Source organism: Flavobacterium faecale, assembly GCF_048320115.1.
GTDB lineage: Bacteria > Bacteroidota > Bacteroidia > Flavobacteriales > Flavobacteriaceae > Flavobacterium > Flavobacterium faecale_A.
Genome location: NZ_CP182943.1, coordinates 2,146,744 through 2,170,168, shown reverse-complemented (window position 1 = coordinate 2,170,168; position 23,425 = coordinate 2,146,744). Strand labels below are relative to the sequence as shown.

27 protein-coding genes and 4 tRNA genes are annotated in these 23,425 nt (G+C 34.0%); 2 read left to right on the top strand and 29 right to left on the bottom strand.

Annotated features, from left to right (window positions below):
• Window positions 1–3 precede the first annotated feature (3 nt).
• The 22 genes from secE to ACNH59_RS09055 all read right to left on the bottom strand — a co-directional run bounded on the left by secE (window position 4) and on the right by ACNH59_RS09055 (window position 15,908).
• On the bottom strand, window positions 4–201 hold the full coding sequence (gene secE, locus ACNH59_RS09160) for a preprotein translocase subunit SecE (protein WP_418262241.1): 198 nt from the start codon (window positions 199–201) through the stop codon (window positions 4–6).
• A 19-nt stretch (window positions 202–220) separates the two neighbouring features.
• A tRNA-Trp gene (locus tag ACNH59_RS09155) sits at window positions 221–291 on the bottom strand.
• A gap of 50 nt (window positions 292–341) precedes the next feature.
• On the bottom strand, window positions 342–1,529 hold the full coding sequence (tuf, locus tag ACNH59_RS09150) for an elongation factor Tu (RefSeq protein WP_418262240.1): 1,188 nt from the start codon (window positions 1,527–1,529) through the stop codon (window positions 342–344).
• 54 nt (window positions 1,530–1,583) lie between these two features.
• A tRNA-Thr gene (locus tag ACNH59_RS09145) sits at window positions 1,584–1,655 on the bottom strand.
• A gap of 71 nt (window positions 1,656–1,726) precedes the next feature.
• A tRNA-Tyr gene (locus ACNH59_RS09140) sits at window positions 1,727–1,807 on the bottom strand.
• A 46-nt stretch (window positions 1,808–1,853) separates the two neighbouring features.
• Window positions 1,854–1,927 (bottom strand) — tRNA-Thr (locus tag ACNH59_RS09135).
• 92 nt (window positions 1,928–2,019) lie between these two features.
• The gene (gene hpf, locus ACNH59_RS09130; RefSeq protein ID WP_418262239.1) at window positions 2,020–2,322 is read right to left on the bottom strand and encodes a ribosome hibernation-promoting factor, HPF/YfiA family; all 303 of its coding nucleotides are present in this window, start codon (window positions 2,320–2,322) and stop codon (window positions 2,020–2,022) included.
• Window positions 2,323–2,348: 26 nt separating this feature from the next.
• Window positions 2,349–3,254: a tyrosine-type recombinase/integrase gene (locus tag ACNH59_RS09125; protein ID WP_418262238.1), complete on the bottom strand. Its 906-nt coding sequence runs from the start codon at window positions 3,252–3,254 to the stop codon at window positions 2,349–2,351.
• Window positions 3,255–3,326: 72 nt separating this feature from the next.
• The gene (gene rpsU / locus ACNH59_RS09120; protein ID WP_418262237.1) at window positions 3,327–3,521 is read right to left on the bottom strand and encodes a 30S ribosomal protein S21; all 195 of its coding nucleotides are present in this window, start codon (window positions 3,519–3,521) and stop codon (window positions 3,327–3,329) included.
• A gap of 196 nt (window positions 3,522–3,717) precedes the next feature.
• Window positions 3,718–4,860, bottom strand: coding sequence for an acyl-CoA dehydrogenase family protein (locus ACNH59_RS09115; RefSeq protein WP_418262236.1), 1,143 nt, complete (start codon window positions 4,858–4,860; stop codon window positions 3,718–3,720).
• A 16-nt stretch (window positions 4,861–4,876) separates the two neighbouring features.
• Window positions 4,877–5,758 carry a ComEA family DNA-binding protein gene (locus ACNH59_RS09110; protein ID WP_418262235.1) on the bottom strand — a complete coding sequence of 294 codons (882 nt, stop codon included), beginning with the start codon at window positions 5,756–5,758 and terminating at the stop codon, window positions 4,877–4,879.
• Window positions 5,759–5,782: 24 nt separating this feature from the next.
• Window positions 5,783–5,941, bottom strand: coding sequence for a hypothetical protein (locus tag ACNH59_RS09105; protein WP_418262234.1), 159 nt, complete (start codon window positions 5,939–5,941; stop codon window positions 5,783–5,785).
• Window positions 5,942–5,972: 31 nt separating this feature from the next.
• On the bottom strand, window positions 5,973–7,643 hold the full coding sequence (locus tag ACNH59_RS09100) for a sodium-dependent transporter (RefSeq protein WP_418262233.1): 1,671 nt from the start codon (window positions 7,641–7,643) through the stop codon (window positions 5,973–5,975).
• Between the two features lie 41 nt (window positions 7,644–7,684).
• Complete coding sequence (locus ACNH59_RS09095; protein ID WP_418262232.1) at window positions 7,685–7,912, bottom strand: PspC domain-containing protein; 228 nt, start codon at window positions 7,910–7,912, stop codon at window positions 7,685–7,687.
• 107 nt (window positions 7,913–8,019) lie between these two features.
• Window positions 8,020–9,291, bottom strand: a complete 1,272-nt coding sequence (locus tag ACNH59_RS09090) for a DUF2851 family protein (RefSeq protein WP_418262231.1) — start codon at window positions 9,289–9,291, stop codon at window positions 8,020–8,022.
• A gap of 56 nt (window positions 9,292–9,347) precedes the next feature.
• Window positions 9,348–9,830: a 3'-5' exonuclease gene (locus tag ACNH59_RS09085; protein WP_418262230.1), complete on the bottom strand. Its 483-nt coding sequence runs from the start codon at window positions 9,828–9,830 to the stop codon at window positions 9,348–9,350.
• A gap of 44 nt (window positions 9,831–9,874) precedes the next feature.
• Entirely contained in the window at window positions 9,875–10,645 is a 771-nt protein-coding gene (locus ACNH59_RS09080) for a Fic family protein (RefSeq protein ID WP_418262229.1), read from the bottom strand.
• Between the two features lie 28 nt (window positions 10,646–10,673).
• Complete coding sequence (locus ACNH59_RS09075) at window positions 10,674–11,582, bottom strand: helix-turn-helix transcriptional regulator (RefSeq protein ID WP_418262228.1); 909 nt, start codon at window positions 11,580–11,582, stop codon at window positions 10,674–10,676.
• Between the two features lie 5 nt (window positions 11,583–11,587).
• Complete coding sequence (locus ACNH59_RS09070) at window positions 11,588–12,052, bottom strand: hypothetical protein (RefSeq protein WP_418262227.1); 465 nt, start codon at window positions 12,050–12,052, stop codon at window positions 11,588–11,590.
• 12 nt (window positions 12,053–12,064) lie between these two features.
• Window positions 12,065–12,562 (bottom strand): 5' nucleotidase, NT5C type, encoded by a 498-nt coding sequence (locus ACNH59_RS09065; RefSeq protein WP_418262226.1) that lies wholly within the window; start codon window positions 12,560–12,562, stop codon window positions 12,065–12,067.
• 59 nt (window positions 12,563–12,621) lie between these two features.
• Window positions 12,622–13,707 (bottom strand): AAA family ATPase, encoded by a 1,086-nt coding sequence (locus ACNH59_RS09060; RefSeq protein ID WP_418262225.1) that lies wholly within the window; start codon window positions 13,705–13,707, stop codon window positions 12,622–12,624.
• A 263-nt stretch (window positions 13,708–13,970) separates the two neighbouring features.
• Window positions 13,971–15,908: a putative porin gene (locus ACNH59_RS09055; protein WP_418262224.1), complete on the bottom strand. Its 1,938-nt coding sequence runs from the start codon at window positions 15,906–15,908 to the stop codon at window positions 13,971–13,973.
• A gap of 218 nt (window positions 15,909–16,126) precedes the next feature.
• Between ACNH59_RS09055 and ACNH59_RS09050 the strand changes: the two genes are divergently transcribed.
• Window positions 16,127–16,786, top strand: coding sequence for a ribonuclease HII (locus tag ACNH59_RS09050; RefSeq protein ID WP_418262223.1), 660 nt, complete (start codon window positions 16,127–16,129; stop codon window positions 16,784–16,786).
• A 46-nt stretch (window positions 16,787–16,832) separates the two neighbouring features.
• Here the strand turns inward: ACNH59_RS09050 and lipB are convergent, their stop codons facing one another.
• The 7 genes from lipB to ACNH59_RS09015 all read right to left on the bottom strand — a co-directional run bounded on the left by lipB (window position 16,833) and on the right by ACNH59_RS09015 (window position 21,112).
• The gene (gene lipB / locus ACNH59_RS09045) at window positions 16,833–17,540 is read right to left on the bottom strand and encodes a lipoyl(octanoyl) transferase LipB (RefSeq protein WP_418262222.1); all 708 of its coding nucleotides are present in this window, start codon (window positions 17,538–17,540) and stop codon (window positions 16,833–16,835) included.
• A 131-nt stretch (window positions 17,541–17,671) separates the two neighbouring features.
• Window positions 17,672–18,331 carry an SCO family protein gene (locus ACNH59_RS09040; RefSeq protein ID WP_418262221.1) on the bottom strand — a complete coding sequence of 220 codons (660 nt, stop codon included), beginning with the start codon at window positions 18,329–18,331 and terminating at the stop codon, window positions 17,672–17,674.
• The gene (locus tag ACNH59_RS09035; protein ID WP_418262220.1) at window positions 18,315–18,863 is read right to left on the bottom strand and encodes a toxin-antitoxin system YwqK family antitoxin; all 549 of its coding nucleotides are present in this window, start codon (window positions 18,861–18,863) and stop codon (window positions 18,315–18,317) included. The genes ACNH59_RS09040 and ACNH59_RS09035 overlap by 17 nt, the downstream gene beginning before the upstream one ends.
• 87 nt (window positions 18,864–18,950) lie before the next feature.
• Window positions 18,951–19,715, bottom strand: a complete 765-nt coding sequence (locus tag ACNH59_RS09030; protein ID WP_418262219.1) for a YHYH protein — start codon at window positions 19,713–19,715, stop codon at window positions 18,951–18,953.
• Window positions 19,716–19,784: 69 nt separating this feature from the next.
• Window positions 19,785–20,267, bottom strand: a complete 483-nt coding sequence (locus ACNH59_RS09025; protein WP_418262218.1) for a Spy/CpxP family protein refolding chaperone — start codon at window positions 20,265–20,267, stop codon at window positions 19,785–19,787.
• On the bottom strand, window positions 20,260–20,544 hold the full coding sequence (locus ACNH59_RS09020) for a hypothetical protein (RefSeq protein WP_418262217.1): 285 nt from the start codon (window positions 20,542–20,544) through the stop codon (window positions 20,260–20,262). The genes ACNH59_RS09025 and ACNH59_RS09020 overlap by 8 nt, the downstream gene beginning before the upstream one ends.
• Before the next feature lie 19 nt (window positions 20,545–20,563).
• Window positions 20,564–21,112, bottom strand: coding sequence for an RNA polymerase sigma factor (locus ACNH59_RS09015; protein WP_418262216.1), 549 nt, complete (start codon window positions 21,110–21,112; stop codon window positions 20,564–20,566).
• A gap of 573 nt (window positions 21,113–21,685) precedes the next feature.
• Between ACNH59_RS09015 and lysS the strand changes: the two genes are divergently transcribed.
• Window positions 21,686–23,389 (top strand): lysine--tRNA ligase, encoded by a 1,704-nt coding sequence (lysS, locus tag ACNH59_RS09010; protein ID WP_418262215.1) that lies wholly within the window; start codon window positions 21,686–21,688, stop codon window positions 23,387–23,389.
• The last annotated feature ends 36 nt before the right edge of the window (window positions 23,390–23,425 follow it).

Sequence of the window (23,425 nt, the reverse complement as noted above, 5' to 3'; positions counted from 1 at the left end):
TTATTAAGCTTTAATCCAGTTAAAAAATCCTGCTAATGCTTTTGCAAAAACTTCATCTACTCCCCATGTTGCCAAAGCAAACAATACTGAAAAAACAGCTACAACAATAGTTAGTCGCTGCACCTCAGCCCAGTCTGGCCAAGTTACATTTGATTTTAATTCTTCAAATGCTTCTGAAATGTAATTACCAATTTTTGCCATTAGATTTATTTTTTTATTGCACGGGCGGAGGGATTCGAACCCCCATCAACGGTTTTGGAGACCGCTATTCTACCCTTGAACTACGCCCGTAGAATTAACCAGCAACAACCTAAGAAGTTGCTGGTTAGTATTTATTTAAATTATGCTACGATTTCAGTTACCTGACCTGCACCTACAGTTCTACCACCTTCACGGATAGCGAAACGTAAACCTACATTCATCGCGATTGGGCTTAACAAAGCAACATTAATTGTTAAGTTGTCACCTGGCATAACCATCTCTACACCTTCTGGTAAAGTAATAACTCCTGTTACGTCAGTTGTACGTACATAGAACTGTGGACGGTAGTTGTTATGGAATGGAGTGTGACGTCCACCTTCTTCTTTTTTCAAGATATACACCTCAGCTTTGAAAGTAGAGTGTGGTTTTACTGAACCTGGCTTAATAATAACCATACCTCTTTTGATATCAGCTTTATCAATACCTCTTAACAATAAACCTACGTTATCTCCTGCTTCACCTCTATCAAGGATTTTACGGAACATCTCAACTCCAGTAATAGTAGAAGTTAATTTCTCAGCTCCCATACCAATGATTTCAACTGGATCTCCAGTATTAGCAACTCCAGTTTCGATACGACCTGTAGCAACAGTTCCACGACCTGTAATTGTAAATACATCCTCAACTGGCATCAAGAAAGGCTTAGCTACATCACGTACTGGCTCTTCGATCCAAGCATCAACAGCTTCCATCAATTCAAGAATTTTAGGAACCCAAGCAGCATCATTATTTAAACCTCCTAAAGCAGAACCTTGAATAACTGGACAGTTATCTCCATCATACTCATAGAAAGACAATAAGTCTCTAATTTCCATTTCAACTAATTCCAACAACTCAGCGTCATCAACCATATCCACTTTGTTCATGAAAACAACGATACGTGGAATACCTACTTGACGTCCTAAAAGGATGTGCTCACGAGTTTGTGGCATTGGCCCATCAGTTGCAGCTACAACAAGGATAGCTCCATCCATTTGAGCAGCACCAGTAACCATGTTCTTTACGTAATCCGCGTGACCTGGACAGTCAACGTGAGCGTAGTGACGGTTAGCTGTTTCGTACTCTACGTGAGAAGTATTAATTGTAATACCTCTTTCTTTCTCCTCAGGAGCATTATCAATTTGATCAAAAGATTTCGCTTGACAGTAACCAGCATCAGATAACACTTTAGTTATTGCAGCAGTTAATGTAGTTTTTCCGTGATCTACGTGTCCGATTGTACCAATATTTAAGTGTGGTTTCGAACGGTTAAAGGTTTCTTTTGCCATTTTACTTAGATTTTAATCTTTATTAATTTATTAGTGTTCAAAATTTTTCTTAAGAGCCAATGTCGGGAATTGAACCCGAGACCTCTTCCTTACCAAGGAAGCACTCTACCCCTGAGCTACACCGGCTTTTGTGAGTCCAGAAGTTAGAATCCAGAATCTAGTAATATCTAAACCCTCTTTTCTAAATTCTTTTTTTGTGGGGAGAGCAGGATTCGAACCTGCGAAGTTCACACAGCAGATTTACAGTCTGCCCTCGTTGGCCGCTTGAGTATCTCCCCTCTTTTTCTATTTGAATTCTTATAACTAAAACCGAAGTTTTACTTGAGCCGGCGGAGGGACTCGAACCCACGACCTGCTGATTACAAATCAGCTGCTCTAGCCGACTGAGCTACGCTGGCAATTTCAATAAAAAAAGTCCGCTATTTCTAACGGACTGCAAATGTATAGATTTTATCTCTCAAACAAAACATTTTTTTAAAAAATTTTCATATTATGCATGAGCTCTTATTTTTTCTTTCCTTTTCACCAACAAACGCTCTAATGATTCCGCCGATAACTCAACCGCTTCTTCAAAAGATTTGCATTGTTTTTTTACTAAAAAACCATCTCCAGGCACATTTATCTTTACCTCAACAATTTTATTTTCCTTATCACTTGTTTTCTCCACTTTCAAATACACATCAGAAGACACCACTTTATCGTAGTACTTTTCCAATTTATCCATTCTCTCTTGAACAAAATTAACTAACTTTCCGTCAACATTAAAGTTAACTGCATGAATACTTACCTTCATAATCAATACTTATTTAATGGTTAAACTTAATCTTCATTATCATTATTCCTAGGATGCGCCTTTTGGTATACCTTTTTTAACTCCATTAAACTACTATGAGTATACACCTGTGTCGAAGCCAAACTAGAATGTCCTAATAATTCTTTTACTGAATTCAAATCTGCTCCATTATTCAATAAATGAGTCGCAAAAGTATGCCTTAACACATGAGGACTCTTTTTTACCTTTTCTGAAGCTTTACCAAAGTACGAATTTATCAAGCGATATACAAGCGAATTATTTAACATAATTCCGTTTTTTGTTATAAAAAAAAATTCACTAACCACAACCCCTTCTATTTCAGCCCTTTTAGAAAGATAACAATTGATGTTTTTTTTTATAGTTGGCAAAATTGGCAGTATCCGTTCTTTATTTCTTTTTCCAATCACCTTCAAACTGTTATTCACCAAATCCACATCAGCTAACTTCAACTGGATCAACTCTGCCCTCCGCATTCCAGTGGTATAAAACAGTTCAATTATCAAATGATTCCGAATCCCTTCAAAACTCCCCTCTAACCCATTCTCACCTAAAACCACACCAACCTCTTTTTCTGAAAACGGAATCTGTAACGACTTAGAGACTTTTAAAGATTTATGCTTCAATAAGGGATTCACACTAATCTGTCTTGTCTTCAACAAAAACTTATAAAACGCTTTTAAAGAAGCTATCTTCCTATTTACAGTAACAGCACTCAACCCACTATCCACCAAGCTAACTATCCAACTCCTGATTTGACTATAATTTACTTCCTCAACAGATTGTTGCTCAAAAACCTCTTTTACAAACAACTGAAAACCAACAATATCATTCTCATACGCTACTAAAGTATGAACAGAATAATGTTTTTCTTTTAAAAGATAATCCTTAAATGATTCGAATGTTGTAGCCATAAAAAAAACCGTTAGCACCAAAGTTACTAAACTTTGAATACTAACGGTAATTATTTTCTATAAAGAAAACTACTAACTTTCTAATCCATCTTTCAATGTTTGAATGTAAGCCGCTTTCTGAATTTTCATTCTGTTTTTGACAGACGGTTTAATAAAAGCTTGACGTGCTCTTAATTGACGAACAGTTCCTGTTTTATCAAATTTTCTTTTATAGCGCTTTAATGCTCTATCGATATTTTCTCCGTCTTTAATCGGTATAATTAACATAATTTTGACACCTCCTCTCGTTAAGGCAGCAAAGGTAAAAATTAATTTTAATTATGAAGTATCAATTTTAAGTTATTTTAAAAAAGATAAATGAAGCTAGAACAAAGAAAAAGACTGATTGTTAACTTCCATAAAAAAAAGAGCCAAATAGCAACATCTTGCTTCTTGGCTCTTTTCACTATTCTTTATACACTAGCTAGTCTTTCAACAAATTCCTAGCAATTACGACTTTTTGAATTTCAGTAGTTCCTTCACCTATAGTACATAATTTAGCATCACGATAGAATTTTTCCACTGGAAAATCTTTGGTATAACCATAGCCTCCATGTATCTGAATCGCTTCATTAGCTACTTTACAACATACTTCTGAGGCATACATCTTAGCCATAGCCCCCATCGTAGTTACTGGCTTGTGTTCCTGCTTTAAAAAAGCCGCCTTATGCAGTAACAATTCCGAAGCTTCAATTTCTGTTGCCATGTCAGCCAATTTAAAAGATATCCCTTGAAAACTACTTATTGGTTTCCCAAACTGATACCTCTCCTTCGAATATTTCAAAGCCGCTTCATAGGCACCTTTAGCAATCCCTAATGACAATGCACCGATCGAAATTCTTCCACCATCCAATATCTTCATGGCCTGAACAAAACCGTCTCCAACCGCACCTAATCTATTAGCATCCGGAATACGGCAGTTATCAAAAATCAACTCAGCGGTTTCACTGGCACGCATCCCTAGTTTATTTTCTTTTTTACCTGAACTAAAACCAGCCATTCCTTTTTCGAATACAAAAGCAGTCATTCCGTGAGAATCACCTTTTTCCCCAGTTCTCACAATTACTACAGCTATCTCTCCAGAAATAGCATGGGTAATAAAGTTTTTTGCGCCATTCACCACCCAAAAATCTCCATCTTTTTTGGCAGTAGTGTTCATTCCTCCTGCATCTGAACCTGTATTGTGCTCCGTCAATCCCCAAGCACCGATATGTTCTCCACTAGCTAATTTTGGAATCCATTTTTTCTTTTGCTCTTCAGTTCCAAAAGTCAAAATATGATTAGTACACAAAGAATTATGCGCTGCAACAGACAAACCAATTGAAGGATCTACTTTCGAAATCTCTTCCACAATGGTAATATATTCATGATAGCCTAATCCAGAACCACCTAGCTCTTCAGGAACTAAAACCCCCATAAACCCCATCGCACCCAATTCTCTAAATAAAGGAACTGGAAATGTTTGAGATTCATCCCATTCCATGATATTAGGACGTATGTTTTTCTCAGCAAAATCTCTTATGGATTGCGCAATCATCGATTGCGTTTCGTTATAATCAAAGTTCATCTTAAAGCTATTGTTTTTAAAAGGTCAAATATAAGGCTATAATATTAGCTTTTTCAATAGACAAGCCTTTAATTTTTGTTAAATCAGTTGCCGATTTAAAATCACCATTCATACTCCTGTACATCACGATTTCTTTTGCTAAAGTATATCTAAAATAGGGAAATTGTGCTATTTCTTTCAAAGACGCATTATTGATGTCTAATTTTGGAATCTGCGCTGTTGTACCAATTTTGAAATTGGCATTTAATTTATTGATAACATCTGGCGGCAAGCCCCAAATATCTTCCATTTGTTGCATCGATACAAAACCACCTAAGCTTTCTCTAAACTTTATAATTCGATCGGAATACCCTGGCCCAATACCATTTATTTTCATTAAATCCTCTTGTGATGCCGTATTCAAATCAAGGACTGCAATTTTAGTATCTTTTGCAAATCCCTTTTTCTCATAGTGCACATAGGATTTTGATTCTTTCTTTTGACTGACCCAATCAGGAAATTTAAAAAAAGGCGCAATTACAGCTAATAGAGAATCTGAAACCTTGGTTATATTTTGAAATTCTTGAGCAGAATTCACATATTGATTGGTTTTTCTAAACTTCAAAAGACGATCTATCTCCAACACTGACATCCCTAATTTATACCCTTTATAATCTGTCATATAATTGGGATTAAATGGTTTTAATTCATATTTATAATCTGAAGAGGATTCTTTTAGCTTATCTATTTCAGGCTGCAAAGCCAACCACTGTCTTTCAGCAACAGAAGATGCCTCAATAAATTCCATTCTTCCATAAAAGAACCAACACCCTTGAATGAAAACAATCAAACTAATTAACAAAAAAATCCCGTTTCTTTGTTCTTTAGAAAACAGGAAAAAGGACTTTATTTCTTTCATAATCGACGAATAAATATTAAAAAACTACTCGATGGATTGTCTTTCTTTTTCATCATCATTTTCAGAAAACGAATCTGGTTCTTGCTTTGGCTTTATCGTCAACACCTTATAGAAAAAATAAGCCGCAAAAGAGACAACTATCCCTTGAGTTAGCAACATTGTAATTAAAGCTTCTGTATTCATAACTTTTATTTTTAAATTTTAAGACCTGTCATTATAAGGTGACACGACCTTCTTTTCTTCTTTTTTGAAATGCCAAGTACACCAATGAACTAATAAAAACAAACAAGCCTACCAATAATAATCGAGCGAAATTAAGATAAAACATTTTATCTTCTAATTGCATTTTCAAAACAGGGTCAGTTGTTATTGCAAGTTGTTCTTTAAGTCCCGCATGTGAGATGGTTTTAATAATCGAACCATTATCCAACAACCAAGCTTTTCCTGAAACCAAATTATTCATATTAGTTGACCAATCATTATCCAGCGGTTTAAACACAGACCCCATAAAAATTATTATCAACATGACAGGAGTCACATACTTAATAATATACTTAAAAATTATAGGCACCTTTATATCTGCTCCGTTTGTGATAGCAGGCCATCCTTTTTTCAATCCAAAAATCCATGAAAACAAAATGGTTTCTAACATGGCAAACATCACTAAACTGACTGTTCCTGCCCAATAGTCATATTCATCAAACACACCTTCTTGGAAGAAGATTACCGTAGGCAATCCTAAAATCAAAGCAATAAATCCAAAAGACCATGCCCCTTTGTTTTGGCTCCAGCCAAATTCATCTCTCATAAAACCTATCCAGGGTGTTCCCATTGCTAAAGAAGACGTAATTCCAGCAAAAAACAATAATCCAAACCAAAAGACCCCAGCAAAAACAGCAATTAAAGTTCCCCATTGTTGAAACAAATATGGCATTGTTTGAAATGCCATTCCGAAACCTGCATTTTCTATAACCCAATCCAACCCTAAATAACCCGCTGCAATAGGAATCACAATTAAACTTCCTAACACTACCTCAACAAATTCATTCATAAAACCTGCCGAAACAGCATTTAAAGCAATATCATCCTTTTCATCCAGATAGGCTGCATAACAATGTACCGTACCCATTCCCACGGATAAAGTAAAAAAGATTTGTCCTGCTGCCGCCATCCATACTTTCAAATCCAACAATGAACCGTACTGTGGCGTCCAAAGAAAATTAAGTCCGTCCCAAGCATTCGCGTCAGGAAAAATTTCAGATGCTCCAGAGGTTCCAAGTGTTAATCCTTTAATAGCTAAAATAGCTCCAAATAAAATCAACAAAGGCATTCCAACTTTAGCTACTTTTTCAATTCCTTTTAATCCTTTGGATAAAATATAGGTATTAATCACCAAACAAAACACATAAAAAATAACTGCTTCATAGGGAATTCCAGTTGTAGAATGGGCTATATCAATATAGTTTCCAAAAAATCCAGCAACATCAGCCTGACTCATTCCTTCAAATGTTCCTATAATTGAATGATAAACATAAGACATTGTCCAAGATTCGATATAGCAATAATAAGCCGCTACAGCCATATTCGTAAAGATTCCAAAAACACCAATGTATTTCAACAGCCTACCTTTAACCATCGAATCTAATATATAAGGCGTACTGTGGTTTCCAAATTTACCTCCAAAACGACCTGAAGACCATTCGATAAAAAGCAACGGAACACCCATCAACACAAAACAAATCAAATAAGGAATAATGAAAGCTCCTCCTCCATTTTGAACAGCTTGGACAGGAAATCTTAAAAAATTACCTAATCCCACAGCATTCCCTGCCATTGCTAAAATTAAACCTACACGTGAACCCCAAGAATCTGATTTTACGGCCAAAATATTATTTGTATTGAATTAATTAATGATTTAGAAAATGTTTACAAGTCAAATACAGAGGTTCGCTTCGCACGAATCAAATCTTTCAACCGAATCCAAAAGGCGAGAATCAAATATACCCCAAAGCCCAATCCTACGGTAACGAAAGATATATATATAAAAAAGAGTCGGACGCTGTTTGCACGCATTCCTAACTTATCAGCTAGGCGAGAAGAAACATGAAAACCATGCTTTTCCATAAAAAATTTAAGTTTAACAATCGCAGACATTCCTATTTTAATTTTAAAGCATTCTGATTAATACAGTTTATGCTAGTATTTTAACTATTTATTCACTTATTGCGTAAAACTACAAAAAAAATATTATTCCCTATTGCCTAGTTTGATTTCAGTAAGGCTCCACCAATGGCACAGTCCATACATTTACCTTTACTGCAATATTCATTCTTCAGTTGTAACAAAGATTGGGTTTCGTAAGCATTTTGGGGTTTGACACCGTGAAAAATGAACTTATCCATGATGCTGTTTTTCTCCGCTTTGACTTCTGAAAGCAATTGTATCAAACTTTCAGAAACTTCCTGACCCAGACTTTTAGCATAAGCAAACCTAATGGGAATAATAGTGTTGATAATGACTAAATCCACAAATGAAGCCGACAATCTCTTTTTCTTTTTAGGACTTTGCTTATCAAATTGATAATGATCTTCCCAATAGGACGAAGTAGACACTTGAAACAACTGGTAAAAATCTTGAACTGTCCTCAATTCATGCATTTTTGAGAATAGATTTTGATGCAAATGATACAAATTGGCCAATTGTGACAAGCGAATGGTGGGGAAATTATCTGGGCGATGTTTGAAAAACTGGACAGGTACGGTATGTGTTTTATCCAATTGATATTTGTGTAACAAATAAAAATAACGAAATTTTAAATCTTTAAAATAATTATCTTCTTTATCTGTATCAAGTAGCCCTGCATTACCGAAGAGGAGGCTTTCAAGATTTTCAACTTCAAAACTTTCTTTTCTAATAACTGAAAACGGAATGGATTGTGCCAAATGCTGAAAAGAATCTCCGTTTGTATTGAGTCCAAAATTCTTGGCTAACAAACAAAAAAGAACAGCTTCCCAATCATTGTTAGTCGCTGCTAGTAATTCAAATATAAATTTAGATTTGCGTTCCAATCGTTCAAAAAACAAACGCTCTTGCCAATTTTTGAATAAAAACTGGTCGATATCTTTAAGTTCCTTTTCGCAAAAAACCCACGATTTAGGCGTTACTAAAGCTTGGTACTTTGCCAAGGTGATTTTATCTACATAATTCTTGAGTTCTAGAACAGGAATCTCTGTATTGTCATGCCTAAAAATAGCAGCATCATGTTCCCAAACTACATGAAGAATTACATTCTCATAAGCTGCATCACGTTCATGATGGTGAACGTACCAATCAGATGATTTGAGGTGAATTTCGACATTTCCAGCCCATTTTTGATTGCCAATAGTAATGTTAGCATTAAAAAAATCAGGGCCTGCCAGTTCTAGATACTGTCCTTGGTGATGAATGGTAACCAACTCTTGCTGAGTGGTTTTTAAATCAAGCGTATTGAACTTCTTGAATTTCCAGAGGTAGTGCAGAAAATCTTCTTTCATAATCTATAATCTAAGACCGAAGACTAAAGTAAGAAAAATTCCCGTGCAAAATAAATTTATTTCAAAAGGTACAATTGTGCACAAGCACGAGCATCGGATAGCGCCTCGTGATGGTTGAGTTGAATATTCTTGGCACGACAACAATCACTTAACTTGGTTGGTTTAAGCCCTTTGGCTTTGTATATTTTTACTGTACATTCCCAGCGGGCAGCAATATTGAGTTCATTATAATCCAACCCATAAAGTGCCATGGATTTGGCCAACACATTTCTATCAAAACTCTCATTATGTGCAACTACCACTCTGTTTTGAATTCTTTTTTCAATTTCTGGAAACACCTGTAAAAATGATTTTGCGTTTGCCGTATCCCGTGGATAAATCCCATGCACTTTGATTGTAAATGGATTGTATAGATTATTGGGAGGCTGAATCAAAGTAACAAATTCGTCCACAATAATACCGTTCTCTACGGTTACAATCCCTACCGAACAAGGATGGAAAGCTGTTGCTGTTTCAAAATCTATAGCGGTGAATGTCAAGGGAATTTTGAATTAAGGATTTTTTAATTTAGGAATTGGCATTTCTAAATGAGCAATGATTTAGGTAACATTTCAAGAAAAGGGAGGGCTTTGGAGTAATCTAATGAATCGTATTCTAAACCTAATCTTCTTAAATTTGTATAATACAATTGATGGTTTTGGTAATAATTTTTTTCACTTTGAACAAACCACGCTTTTTCTCCTAATTTTTCAGACAAAAACCATTTTTCTAATAATCTACCACTACGTCCGTTACCATCATTCCAGGGGTGAATTTTAACAAAAACCAAATGAATCATACTTGCATAATAAAATACTTCTTGAAAATTAAGTTCAGTATGCAATAAAGTTTCTAGGTCTTCGTAAAAAGCTTTCATCTCATCATCAACCTGATGCGGAAGTGCAGCAACATATTCTATGCGACCTTCATCAGTTGTAACAAACATAGAATGGATGCGGTGTTTGCCTTGATGACTTTTTTCAAGAATGTGTTTACCTAAGAGGATGTGTGCTTGAGCTATATTTGCTGAGTTCAAAGAATTGTTTTTAGCAAAGGAATAAGCATTGTACAAATCATCTATCTTCTTAGTATAATCAGGAAGGAATTCGATTCCAAATCTTTTATGTTTAATATATGAATCCAATTCAATTTCCTCTCCTTCGATTTTACTTGAAAAAACAGATGCTACCGAAGTATAAAAACTAAAAGAATCCGTAGAAATCTCAGCATCATGTAAGGTGCCAAATTTGGCTTCCAATCCATGTGGAAAGATATTATGGTAGTCGTCTAAGAGGATGTTAGAAATGATTTTCATTGAAAAAAGAATATTTTACAAATATAGACTAATCTTGATTATAGTGATTTAAAGCTTCCGACAACTTTTTTTTCATTTCGCTCTGCAAACTTTTTGGTTCTAACACTTTTACCTCCGCTCCCATTGATAATAATTCCATGATGAAATCATATGTGGGACTCATGTATAATTCTATATGGCATTCTGTAGCATTTTCTGAGATTACCTTTTGGGAAATATGTAGAGGTAGAGATTTTACATAATTAGCTTGATTATGAGACAAGCAAAGCTTGATTTTTTCGGGTTTTGTTCCATCAGTAATTATTCCAAATGAGTATTTGAATTTTTCTTCAGGAGTAAAGTTTTTAGGGTACTCAAAGTTTTTACGTGTAATTTGTAAATCAAAAATTCGATCTAATCCAAAGGTTTTAAAAACAGTATCTTTTGGGTCTTGAGCAACCAAGTACCAACGATTTCGAGCTTCTTTTAATGCTAAAGGAAATACAGTACGGATTTGTTTGGTATTATTGTCATTCCAAAAATTTTCATGTCTAAACTGTATGTGATATTGATTTTTGATAGCATGTAATAATCCATGCATATTTTCTGTTCCACGTGGTTTTCTTTTTTCAATAATAATATGATTTGATACAGAATCTGAAATACTTAAAGCATTGAAAATTTGAAATGATTCTATTAAACGATCATTTTTTACTTCATCAGCATCCTGTATTATTTCATAAACATTTTGCGAACGGGTATATCCAATTTCTATTTTATAGATTTCCCATATTTCTTTAACGTCACGCTCAAACGTTCGCTTTGAAATCATATAATTCTCATCATCATCAATCGAATGCTTTTCCAAATAATTCTGTAACTCTTTAAATGAACAAGGGTTAATACGCAACTTATTGATTATTAAATGATGGCGTTTTATGAATTGTTTTTTTGACATATTTTTTAGGATTGTATTTTTTTATTACTGCATTGTTGTATTTTTTTTATTTCAATTAATTCGTTCATAATTTCTTGTGAAATTGGAATGACATCAATGATAATTCCAAATTCTTTAATGGCATTAGCTACCCAACTTTTTCCTGTAAATACTTTTTTTATATTTTCATCAATAAATACAAGTCTTTTCTTGCAAGGGTAACCCAAAAGTTTTTCAGCATAAACAAGTTTAAAACAATCAGTAATCACCTTTTTTCGTGAACCTGCACTAATCTTTTCAATTCCTGCATAAATTTCTCCAATTATTTTTTTTTCTTTATGATAAAAATCAAATTCAAAGGCTACTTCTTCAATAATTGTTTTTTTTTCTTCAAATATTAAATTCTCTTTTTTAGCGATCTCATTTACGATGAATAGCTCAATTTCTCTTTGTTTAGCTGAATCTGAAGGATGTATTATTTTATCGGCCATTATTTTTATACATTAGTTGTTATTAATTAAATATCGTGCAATAATCTCCCAATTCGGAAATTCATCTGACCCGAAATGAATATGTGTTCCCGTAAAATGTTCTACTCCATTACAAATTCGGTCGTCAATTATATATTCGCCAATATTCAAATCTTTCCTGTGTGTTAGTATTAGTCTTTTAGAAGCCATTTCTCCAAAATGTTTTTCAATCCAAATTCTTTTTCCTGTAAATGAATGAGGTGCATTCCACATAGGAGTTGATAAAAAATAAATATCAAATTTTTCGAATAATCTAGTCACGTTTTCAATTGCTGAATTTATTGGTGGAATTTCATGAAAGAAGTTTTCATTAGCTTCACAAATCATATCCACTTTATTGTTTCTTATTTTTGCTTGACCTGCATCATTTTCATGGTTCAAATTATTGATTTCAGAATCGTAACTTTCTAATGCCTTATCAAAGTCAGCTAAAACTCCGTCCATATCTATATATAAAATTTTCTTTTTCATTTCTTCATTTATTAAATCAAAAATACTATTTATTGACGCCAAATTATGACGTGATAACACTAATTACCAAAACCTACTGCCTTTCTTATTTTAGGTTGGTAATTGTTATCTATTTCAAAATTAAAAATATCCGTTAGTGCTAATGGATTATTAATCTCGATTTCATGTCCCAAACTTTTTAAAAGGATGTTAGATTTATCAACACTAAGTGGTCTGAATTCATAAATAGAAGTTAGTCTTCCTTTTCGTAATAGTGCCTTGTCAATATTTTTTAAATCTGTATTGAAGGTTGCTATAATTTGTATGCCTAAACTTTCTCCAAGTAAACCATCAGTCAAATTCAATAAAAAAGAAAGTTTAGAATTATGATGATTATCTCTAGACAATATTAACTCTTCGGCATCTTCTATTACCAAAATACAATTCCTATTCTCTAATAAAAATTCAGTCAATGCCATATCATCTAAATTACTTGCCATTTTTGGCGATAAAAAAATTACATCTTTTTTTTGCTGATGGATTAAATATTTAATGTATGTACTTTTACCAGTACCAGGTAATCCATGAAATAAAAACAATCCTTTTGTATTTGGTTTTCTAATGTTTTTAATGATTAATTGATGAATGTTTTTAAAATCATCATTGTAATGTAAATTAAGATCTAATTTTGGTTTTTTAATTTCAATACTCTTAGATGTGAATCCCTTGTTACTATTGACTATTAAACTTATTTGGGTTGTTTTTTTAGGCTTTACCTTAAACTGTAACAATTGATTCTGCAACTCTTGGGCTTCTTTTTCTAGTTCAATTTTAAAAAGGATATAAGCTTGTTTATAAAAAAGATTGATTACTATTCCATTTTTTAAAATAAAGAAATGATCGGAATAAAAATTCTTTTTAGCATTTTCTTCATAAGTTTGATAGTAATGTTGCTGTTGAATGTCATTTTTCATTTCAGCAAGAATCCATTTTCTCATCGCTGTAATTTCGATGAATCGAATAGACTTTATATTAGGAATAGTTTCAAAATAAGCATGAAACAAGCGAATTTGATTGATGTAATTTCCTCCTGTCTCATAAATATCAAATGAGGTATTTTTTAATTTTAATTCTGTAGTGAAAACTGTTTTCGTTTGGTTGTCCATAATTAACATTTTATTTGTTTAAACAAACGTATTTATGAATAACGCCAAACGATGTCGTTATGTTCAACAAAAAAAAGATGATTCAACTAGGATAACGTAATTTGATAAACTCTAAATTAAAAGAAACAAGCGCGCTCTCTAGCCCCGATCGCAGCAAATTATCCTTTTATATTGTGGCGGCGTAGCAAGCCACAGTATAAAAGATAATGCGAAGAGCGGGAACGATGTTTAATTAATGTACTAATGTTCTGCTCCTCAAAAAATTAATTGAAGAAATTCCAAACCAATCCAAAACGGATTGTCATATCACGAAAAGGAGTATTAGGCGCTGAATAGAAATTATTCCCTGACAAAGAGGAGTTAAAATGCTCTGCTTTGATGAAAATTCGGGTTCTTTGAATTTTAGCATTTACAAAAAAATCAAGGTTGGGATAATTCCCAATTTGTTTTTGATTTTGAACAAAAAACTCTCCTGTTACTGGGTTGTAATCGTTAGCGTAGTAATTTGTAAAATAATTCAAACTAAGCCCCGTTTGAAGAAAAAGAGCTTTATTGAAAAAATAATTGCTAAAATACAAAGTGTTGCGTGTTACTATTTCAGGCACATTTAAAACAGCATCTTGCTGATCTACTTTTTGATACAAAATAGTATTATCAAAACCAAAGTTGCCAAAATTGATTTCCTTATTTACTTTTAAGGAAAGGTAATTAATCGTTTTATCGTATTGATTAGGCGCTATGATTTGTTGCGAACTTGAACTTGCTACATTTTCAAAATACAAATGATCATCCAGCGTAATCAAATTCAAAGAGGCATTTAACCAAGGTGTTACTGCATTAGCCGATAAACGATTGATTTTTTCATTTTTGAAATTATTGGTCCAGTTGTAGTCTACAAAACTACTTTGATATAAATTATAATTATCACTCGCTAATTTGTTAATATTTTGGTATTGAAAATCAAACTGGAAATCATCGTTCCAATCCAATCTCATTTTGGCATCTAGATTAGACAAAGATTGATTAGATATGGATCTGGAGTACAAAAATTTACCCGTCCACTTATTTTTTTGATAATCGTATTGACCACCTGCGGCATTAATATTTCGGGTAAAAGACGCTGGAACAACGGTACCATCCTCTTGAACCAGAATTTTGTAGTAATAAAAATTAGATCGAAAATCATCTACAAAAAACTGAAACCTTCCTAAGGTTGTATTTTCATAAGTCACTCCTGCTTTGTTATACATGCGATTGTAATGAATTTGGTCTTTAAGACCTGAACTCACAAAGGAATCTCCAAAACGAAATACCGTTGACGACCCTTCTGTTGAAGTTAGGGTAGGCTGTTTGTATTCGAAAAATTTATTCTCATAGTTGAATTGATGATTCACAAAGAGATTATTATTTCCTTTGGAAGGATTCACTCTAAAACTATGATCTACAAAAAATCGTTTCCCTTTTAAAAACGATTCGGCATCTGTAAGATACACCTCTAAACTCTGACGATTACTAAAATTTGGATTTCCACTTTCAAAATCATCAATAGTTGTTATCCCTCCATTTTCCTCGTTTAGAATATCTTGCGAAACAAAATGAGCATTAGCATAATAACGTTCATTTTCTGTACTATAACTGGTCGTAAATCTAAAATGACCGGAATTTGCAAAATGATTGATGTATTTACCTTCAGAACGAATTCCTTTATAAGCAATAGAAAAATTTAGTCGCGGATGTATGTTTAAGGTAAAGTACGAATCTACTAATTGTCCTCTTCCGATAATTGATTTAAAAAAAAGTTCCGTTACTGGAGTTGCCACCGATGCATAACGAATGTCTCCTGCCTCGATAAAACTAAAATGTTTCCCTTTGAGTCCCATATCAGGGTATGGCGAAAAATTATTTAAACTATATTGTAGTGTATTATAAGTTTGTCCTTCATTAGGAAAAGCTAACAGTCCAAAAGTATCTCTTCTTAAATAATTATGGCTATACTCCCTTTGAATAGTCAAAGAAGTATCTATATAAGTCGTATCGCGCTCCAGTGAAATGATTCGATACATATCAATTGTGGCTATTTTTTCTTTTTTAGCATCCTCTCCATTAGCCTCTTGCCTAAGTGATGGTTTTTCTTTGGGTTTATCCTGAGAAAAAAGTAATGTAGGCACAATTAATAAGTATAAATAAAAGAGAATTCTCATTGGGTACAACAGATTAGGCGATGACTGCATCGACATTTAATTTGCGCAAAGGTAATTGATATAAAGCTATAAAAAAACAGCTATCTAAAAAGTAAGCTATCAAATATCTTATAAATCTTAGCTCTAATAAAGAACCCGTATTTCAAAAAAAATGAAACTCTTTTCAGAAGAAATTCTCTAAAAAAATCACAATCTTTGTTTTTTCAAAATTTGAAACTATGCTCAAAAGACAATTCTCTACTTTTATTTTAGAATCAGGGACCGATGAAGCAGGCCGTGGCTGTCTAGCAGGACCTGTAACAGCTGCTGCAGTAATATTGCCTTTGGATTTTGAAAACGACATACTGAATGACAGTAAACAATTATCTGAAAAAATAAGAGCTAAACTCAAACCGATAATCGAAGCACAAGCCATTACATTTGCTGTTACGCATTTATTCCCCAATGAAATTGACGAAATAAACATTCTAAATGCTTCAATGAAAGGCATGCAGGAATCAGTTTTAAAATTGAACCCTTGTCCTGAATACATTATTGTAGACGGCAATAGAGCATTGAATGCCAAACTGGGATTGAAAAACACCACTGGAAAACAATTCACTACCAAAGAAATCGAAATTTTAAAATCGATTCCGAATCAAAGTATTGTGAAAGGCGATTCCAAATATCTGAGTATTGCAGCGGCATCTGTACTTGCCAAAACCTATCGTGATGAATACATGGATAGAATTCATGAAGAATTCCCAATGTACAATTGGAAAAAAAACAAAGGCTATCCTACCAAAGAACACCGTGAGGCGATTAAAAAATACGGCCCTACTAAATACCACCGAATGAGTTTTCGATTGTTGCCGGAGCAACTTACTTTAGATTTGTGATTCAAATTATTTTCTGAAAGTATAGTTTTATTGATGCCTTTTGTGGTTAAACTGACTCCAAAATTTCACATTCAAACAATGCTTTAAAATGCTTTACAATTTTATCCTTTACTTCCTGCTCATCTACTTTTTCAACGCCGAGCTCTACGTTTAGGGAAGTCACGGCTTTCCCTCTTATACCACAGGGAATTATATTGTCAAAATATCCCAAATCAACATTCACATTGAGTGCAAAACCATGCATGGTAACCCAGCGAGATGCTCTTACCCCCATGGCGCAGATTTTACGAGCAAAAGGTGTTCCCACACCCAACCATACTCCAGTTTCGCCATCACTGCGTCCACATTCCAAGCCATACTCTTGTAGCGTTAGAATTATAGATTCTTCTAGTAAGCGCAAATACTTGTGAATATCGGTAAAAAAGTTTTCTAAGTCCAAAATGGGATAACCCACAATTTGTCCAGGACCGTGATAAGTTATGTCCCCGCCACGATTGATTTTATAGAAAGTTGCGCCTTTAGCCTCCAGCTGTTTTTCGGACAACAACAAATTTTCCAGGTCTCCACTTTTTCCTAAAGTATAAACATGCGGATGCTCGACTAGCAATAAATAATTGGGTGTTGCAAGGTTTGTTTCTTCCCTCCTATTTTGAATTTTCAAATCAACTACTGCTTTGAATAATTCCTCTTGAAATTCCCAAGTAGTTTTATAATCTTTAATTCCTAAATCTTGAAGTTGGACAGTTTTATTCATTTGAAATAGCAAGGAACGAAGTCGTAATTACTTTGTTCACTAATTAGAATGGCAAAGGTAGCACTAATTCTTGTTTTATACCACGACCTCACAAAGTCATGTAGTTTTTTGATAATTAGACCAAAAACGCCTTAATCTTCCCGTTTCAAAACAGAAATATCTTCTATAATTCGGTCCATTTCAATGGGTAAAGTTCCGTTATAAACACCTCGAATACGACGTTTTCCATCAACTAAGATAAAGTTCTCGGTGTGAAGAAAATCATTGAGTTTTCCGTAATAGCCTATGGAGTCTCCTGCGAAATACTGCCTTTTAGCGATAGAATAAATTTCATTTTTATTCCCAGTCAGCAAATGCCATTTTCCAGAAATACAACCTTTATCCAAAGCATATTGCTTTAAAACCGCTACATTATCCGTTTCGGGAGTTACCGAGTGAGAGAGTAGCAAAACGGAGTCATCGTTACTAAATTTATCTTGCAAAAGCTTCATATTGTCGGTCATTTTAGGGCAAATACTACCACAACTAGTAAACATGAAATTAGCAACGTAAATTTTCCCTTCAACGTTTTTTTCAGTCACAGTTTGTCCGTCTTGGTTGGTAAAAGAAAAAGCAGGAATTGTATGGATTTCTGGATACTGCGGACTATCTGAACTAATCCATTCTGGGGTAAATTCCGCTGAATTGATAAAAGGCAGGGCTTCCTCTTCGTCCTCTTTCTTTATTTTGTTACAAGAGAAAACGACGCAAAGAACTAGAAGTAGTACAATGAAATTATTTATTAGTTTCATATGGATTTTTGCAAAGTTTGATTCCGATTAGTCCGTATTTTTTTCCTTTTTTAATCACGTAATTGGCACGTACACTCCCGTCTTCGTACCACAATCTTTCACTTCCTTCTTCATAACCTTTGTTATAATGAAAACGCTTGAACAACTGTCCAGTTTTGTACCATTCGACCACTACACCATGAAACTCATCGTTGAAAAAATGATAGTTATATCTGGGTTTGCCATTTTCCCACCAGCCTTGATGTGTGCCTTCTTTTTTGTTGGCAATATATAAGCGTTTTTCAGCTAGTCTATTATTTTCATACCATTGTTTTTGAATTCCTTCTAACATTCCATTCAAATAGGATTTTATAAAAAGCGTGTCCTTGTTAGGATATAATGCATACTGTTTACCTGAATATTTTTCGGTTTTAAAAAACAACGTGTCTTGTTTGAAATTGAAATTGGAATCAGAGGCGTTTTTATAAATAGAGGGTGTCTTTTGTGCTTGTCTTTGAGGTGTTTCATTCTGCTTTTGATTACAACTTATCATTATTAAAGTGGTAATCAACAGAAAGAATTTTTCATTAAAAGAATAAATTTTCAAAGGCATTTAGAATTAAAACACTTAAAAAAAAACTTAGTTCGAAACCGTTCCTGGCGTACCATAGAATCCATTTCCGTTGATGTAAGGATCTGAATTCGTAATATGATAGTGGTAGATTCCGTTTGGGTAATCAACTGTTGCACCTGTGTGACCGTGGTACACATCGAGTCCAGTTACAGCAGCTCCGTTTTCTTCGGGTCCATAAACAGGGAATCCGTCTAACAAGAAACCCATTAAGGCTTCTTTGCCTTTGGTCTGTGTCAGATATAATGGCTCAACATGGTAATGATACATATGGGTCCCTGTTGGATGTCCTCTATATTGATCAAATGAGGCAACTTCATTTGTTAATGGAGAACCGCCTGCGGCATATTGATTAAATAAAGGCACGCCGTTTATCGATACTCCTATGGCTCCCATTGGAGTGGCACTATGTGTTGAGGCCACAACTGGATGTAAAGGGATTTTGAAAGTAAACGAATTGGTTAAACTAATACTGTTGGGGTTCTGACGAAAAGTAGCTCCGCCAAAAGTAGTTCCGCTAAAAGCTTCGTATTTTACATTGTTTGTTGGGTAATACACACTTTTATGGTCAGGTTGTCCGTTGGTTTTGATAGTTACATAAGTTCCATCAGTAGTGATACTGGTTGCTCCATAAATTTTTTGATAAACAGCAGGTACGGTCGTTGTGCTAGTTGCTAAAGTAGTACCTGAATCCGAATTGTCGTCAGAATTGCTGCAAGCTAGAAACAATAGGATACCTAAAATTGGAATGATTAAAAATAATGATTTTTTCATAGTGTTAAAATTAGTTTCGCTACTGTTTTTAAAATGTCTTTTTAATTAATTCTTGCAATTACTGAGGAATTATTTTTTTTGATTGTCTCTTGCATGGGACATTCTTCTATGGGAAAACATTTTAGATAATTCTACTGACAATTCTTTAAAATCTTCTCTTTGTTCTGGAGTATTGCAAATTTCACGAATGTTTTTAAAATGGTTGAAACGAGCGATTTCTATTTGTTTTTGCAAATCTCCTAATGAAGTAATCAAACTGTCTTTGACTTTTACATCTACTTTTGGCTGACTTAACTGAGCATACAAACTTTCTTTAGTTTGTTGAATTTGTTTGTCAAAAGTTTTGATTTTATCGATATGTTTTTCTACTAATGATTCGAATTGTTCCTGTTGTTGTTTGTCCAAATGGAGTTTTTCGATAATCATTTTACGAGGTCCATTTCGATGATTTCTAAATTCTCGTGGTTTTACTACCATAAAAAAAACAATCATACTTAGATTAAGAATGACAAGTATAATAACAGAATAGGTTAATATTTTTAGCTTACTCATAATTGTTTTTGTAAAATTGATTTGTATCGCTGATTGAAGCAATTAAAGCAGTTTCTTGAATTTCTTTCTCTGATTGAATTTCGTTTAAAATGACTTTAATATTGATACTTGCAAGCAGCAAAATTGAGGCCGCAGCTAACCAAACCCATTTGATATCGATTGTTTTTTGCGCATTTATTTGGGATTGAATTCTAGCATATAATCCATCACTTGGATGGACTTTTACGATTTGATTCGTACTGTCTATAATTTCGTTTATCCAATTTTCTTTCTCCATAACTATTAGACTCTATTTTTTATTTTTTCTTGTGGTATTCTTCAAATTTATTTCCTAATTTTTTCTTCAGATTGTCTTTAGCTCTAAAAATAAGCGATTCTACAGATGAGATACTTAGCTCCATAATTGTCGAAATTTCAGGATTACTCAATCCGTCAATTTTGGACAAGATGAAAGCTGTTTTTTGATTTTCATTCAGTTGGTTGATGACTTCAAAGAGTAGTTTGGATTTTTCTTTGTTTTCTAATAAAATTCCGGGATGCTCAAAACTGGAAATGTTTTGTATTTCGTTTTCGTTTTCAGAGCGTTTTCCAAAAATAAAAAAGCGTTTCTGACTATTTTTATGCTTCAAAAAGTCCAGACTTTTATTAATGGTAATGCGGTAAATCCAAGTTTTTAAGGTGGATTGTTGTTTAAAACTGTCTATGGATTGATAAAGTTTCACAAAAACATCTTGGGTGATTTCTTCGGCATCTTCTACATTTTGAACATAACTCAGCGCCACGTTGTACACGAGGGACTTGTATTCATGATACATTTCTTGAAAAAGTTCCTGATTTAAAATCATTAATTATATAGTTAAATACTCCATTGGACTACATATACTGAACAAAGGTTTAATTTAATAATAAGGAAGAATATTAGTTTTATCCTAAGATAATGTACAATAAAGCATTAAGGTTTAAAAGAAAGATTTGAAATTCTATTGTTTTTGTTAGGACATGCATTCTACAGATCGCTCTTAAGGAGCTTAAACCATCTCTAATTCTTGTTACTACAAACAGCTAGCCTAGTGGAGCTTCTGTAGGGAAGATGAATTTTCCAATTGCTGTTATTACAACGGACCTTTATGTTTGTAGAAAGATTAGGAACGTTATTTAAAAGCATATTAGTTAAGACCTATAAAATGTTATTTTCTATTTTTTTTGAATGGCCTTCAAAAATGATTTTTTTTTTAATGTAGCCCCAATAGTAGTGGAAATCCCTATGGAGACAGGCTTTTTGCCCTACTAGATTATAATGGATAGCGGGAGAAATCATGATTAAAAAAGGGGGTTTTCTACAACTTAAAAACCACAACATTAGACTTTGAACTTGATTGCAAAAACTTTATCTTTGCAGACTTAAAAATCAGACTATAATGGCATTATCAGAACAAGAAATCATCCGAAGAGAAAAACTTCAAGCCCTACGCAATTTAGGAATCAATCCTTACCCTGCTAACCTTTTTCCTGTAAATCATACATCAAAGCAGATAAAGGAAACTTTTGAGGAATCAAAGCGCGTGATTGTAGCTGGTCGATTGATGAGTGTACGTGACCAAGGTAAAGCTTGTTTTGCTGAATTACAAGATAGCGAAGGACGTATTCAACTGTACGTGAATCGAGATGTTTTATGTACTGGTGATGATAAAACCCTTTACAATCAGGTTTTCAAAAAACTGACTGACTTAGGAGACTATATAGGAGTTGAAGGAGAGTTATTCACTACTAAAGTAGGCGCACAATGTATCCGTGTGGATGGTTTTACATTTTTGAGTAAAACCTTGCGTCCGTTGCCATTGCCAAAAGTAGATGAGGATGGAAAAGTATATGACGCTTTCAATGATGCCGAATTGCGTTACCGCATGCGTTATGTGGATTTGACCGTGAATCCAAATGTAAAAGAAACTTTTATCAAACGTACCAAATTGTTCAATGCTATGCGTGGTTTCTTTAACGATGCTGGATATTTGGAAGTAGAAACACCAGTTTTACAAGCGATTCCTGGTGGAGCGGCAGCGCGTCCATTTATTACGCACCACAACTCGCTTGACATTCCGTTGTACATGCGTATTGCGAATGAGTTGTACTTAAAAAGATTGATTGTTGGTGGGTTTGATGGGGTTTATGAGTTTTCGAAAAACTTCCGTAACGAAGGAATGGACCGTACGCACAACCCAGAATTTACCGCTATGGAAATATATGTAGCCTACAAAGACTACAACTGGATGATGGAGTTTACTGAGAAATTACTAGAACACTGCGCTATTGGTGTGAATGGTACTAGTGATACGACTTTTGGCGAGCACCAAATTAGCTTCAAAGCACCTTTCGCTCGTGTAACGATGACCGATTCAATCAAACATTTTACAGGTTTTGATATTTCTGGAAAAAGCGAAGCCGAATTGTACGAAGCTGCTAAAGGAATGGGAATCGAAGTGGACGAAACCATGGGTAAAGGAAAATTGATTGATGAAATTTTTGGAGCGAAATGTGAAGGAAATTATATTCAACCAACATTCATTACTGATTATCCAAAAGAGATGTCACCATTGTGTAAAGAACACCGTGACAATCCTGAGTTGACAGAGCGTTTTGAATTGATGGTTTGTGGTAAAGAAGTGGCAAATGCTTATTCTGAACTAAACGACCCAATTGACCAAAGAGAACGTTTTGAAGATCAAATGCGTTTGGCTGCCAAAGGTGATGATGAAGCAAACGGAATTATCGATGAGGATTTCTTAAGAGCTTTGGAATACGGAATGCCTCCAACATCTGGTTTAGGAATTGGAATGGATCGTTTGATGATGTTCCTGACAAACAATGCTTCGATTCAAGAGGTGTTGTTGTTCCCACAAATGAGACCTGAGAAAAAGCAAATTCAAATTGAATTGACTGTCGAAGAAAAATTAATCATTGATTTACTAAAAGTAAACGAGAACAAAATGGATCTTGGTTTACTTAAAGTAAAAACTGATTTGAGCGGTAAAAAATGGGATGCAGCCATGAAAGGATTGTCCAAACATGGATTGACCAAGGTAGCAAAAATTGGTGAAGATAAAATTGTAGAATTGGTGGAGTAATTATTAAAACATCGATTTCACAGATCAACATAGATT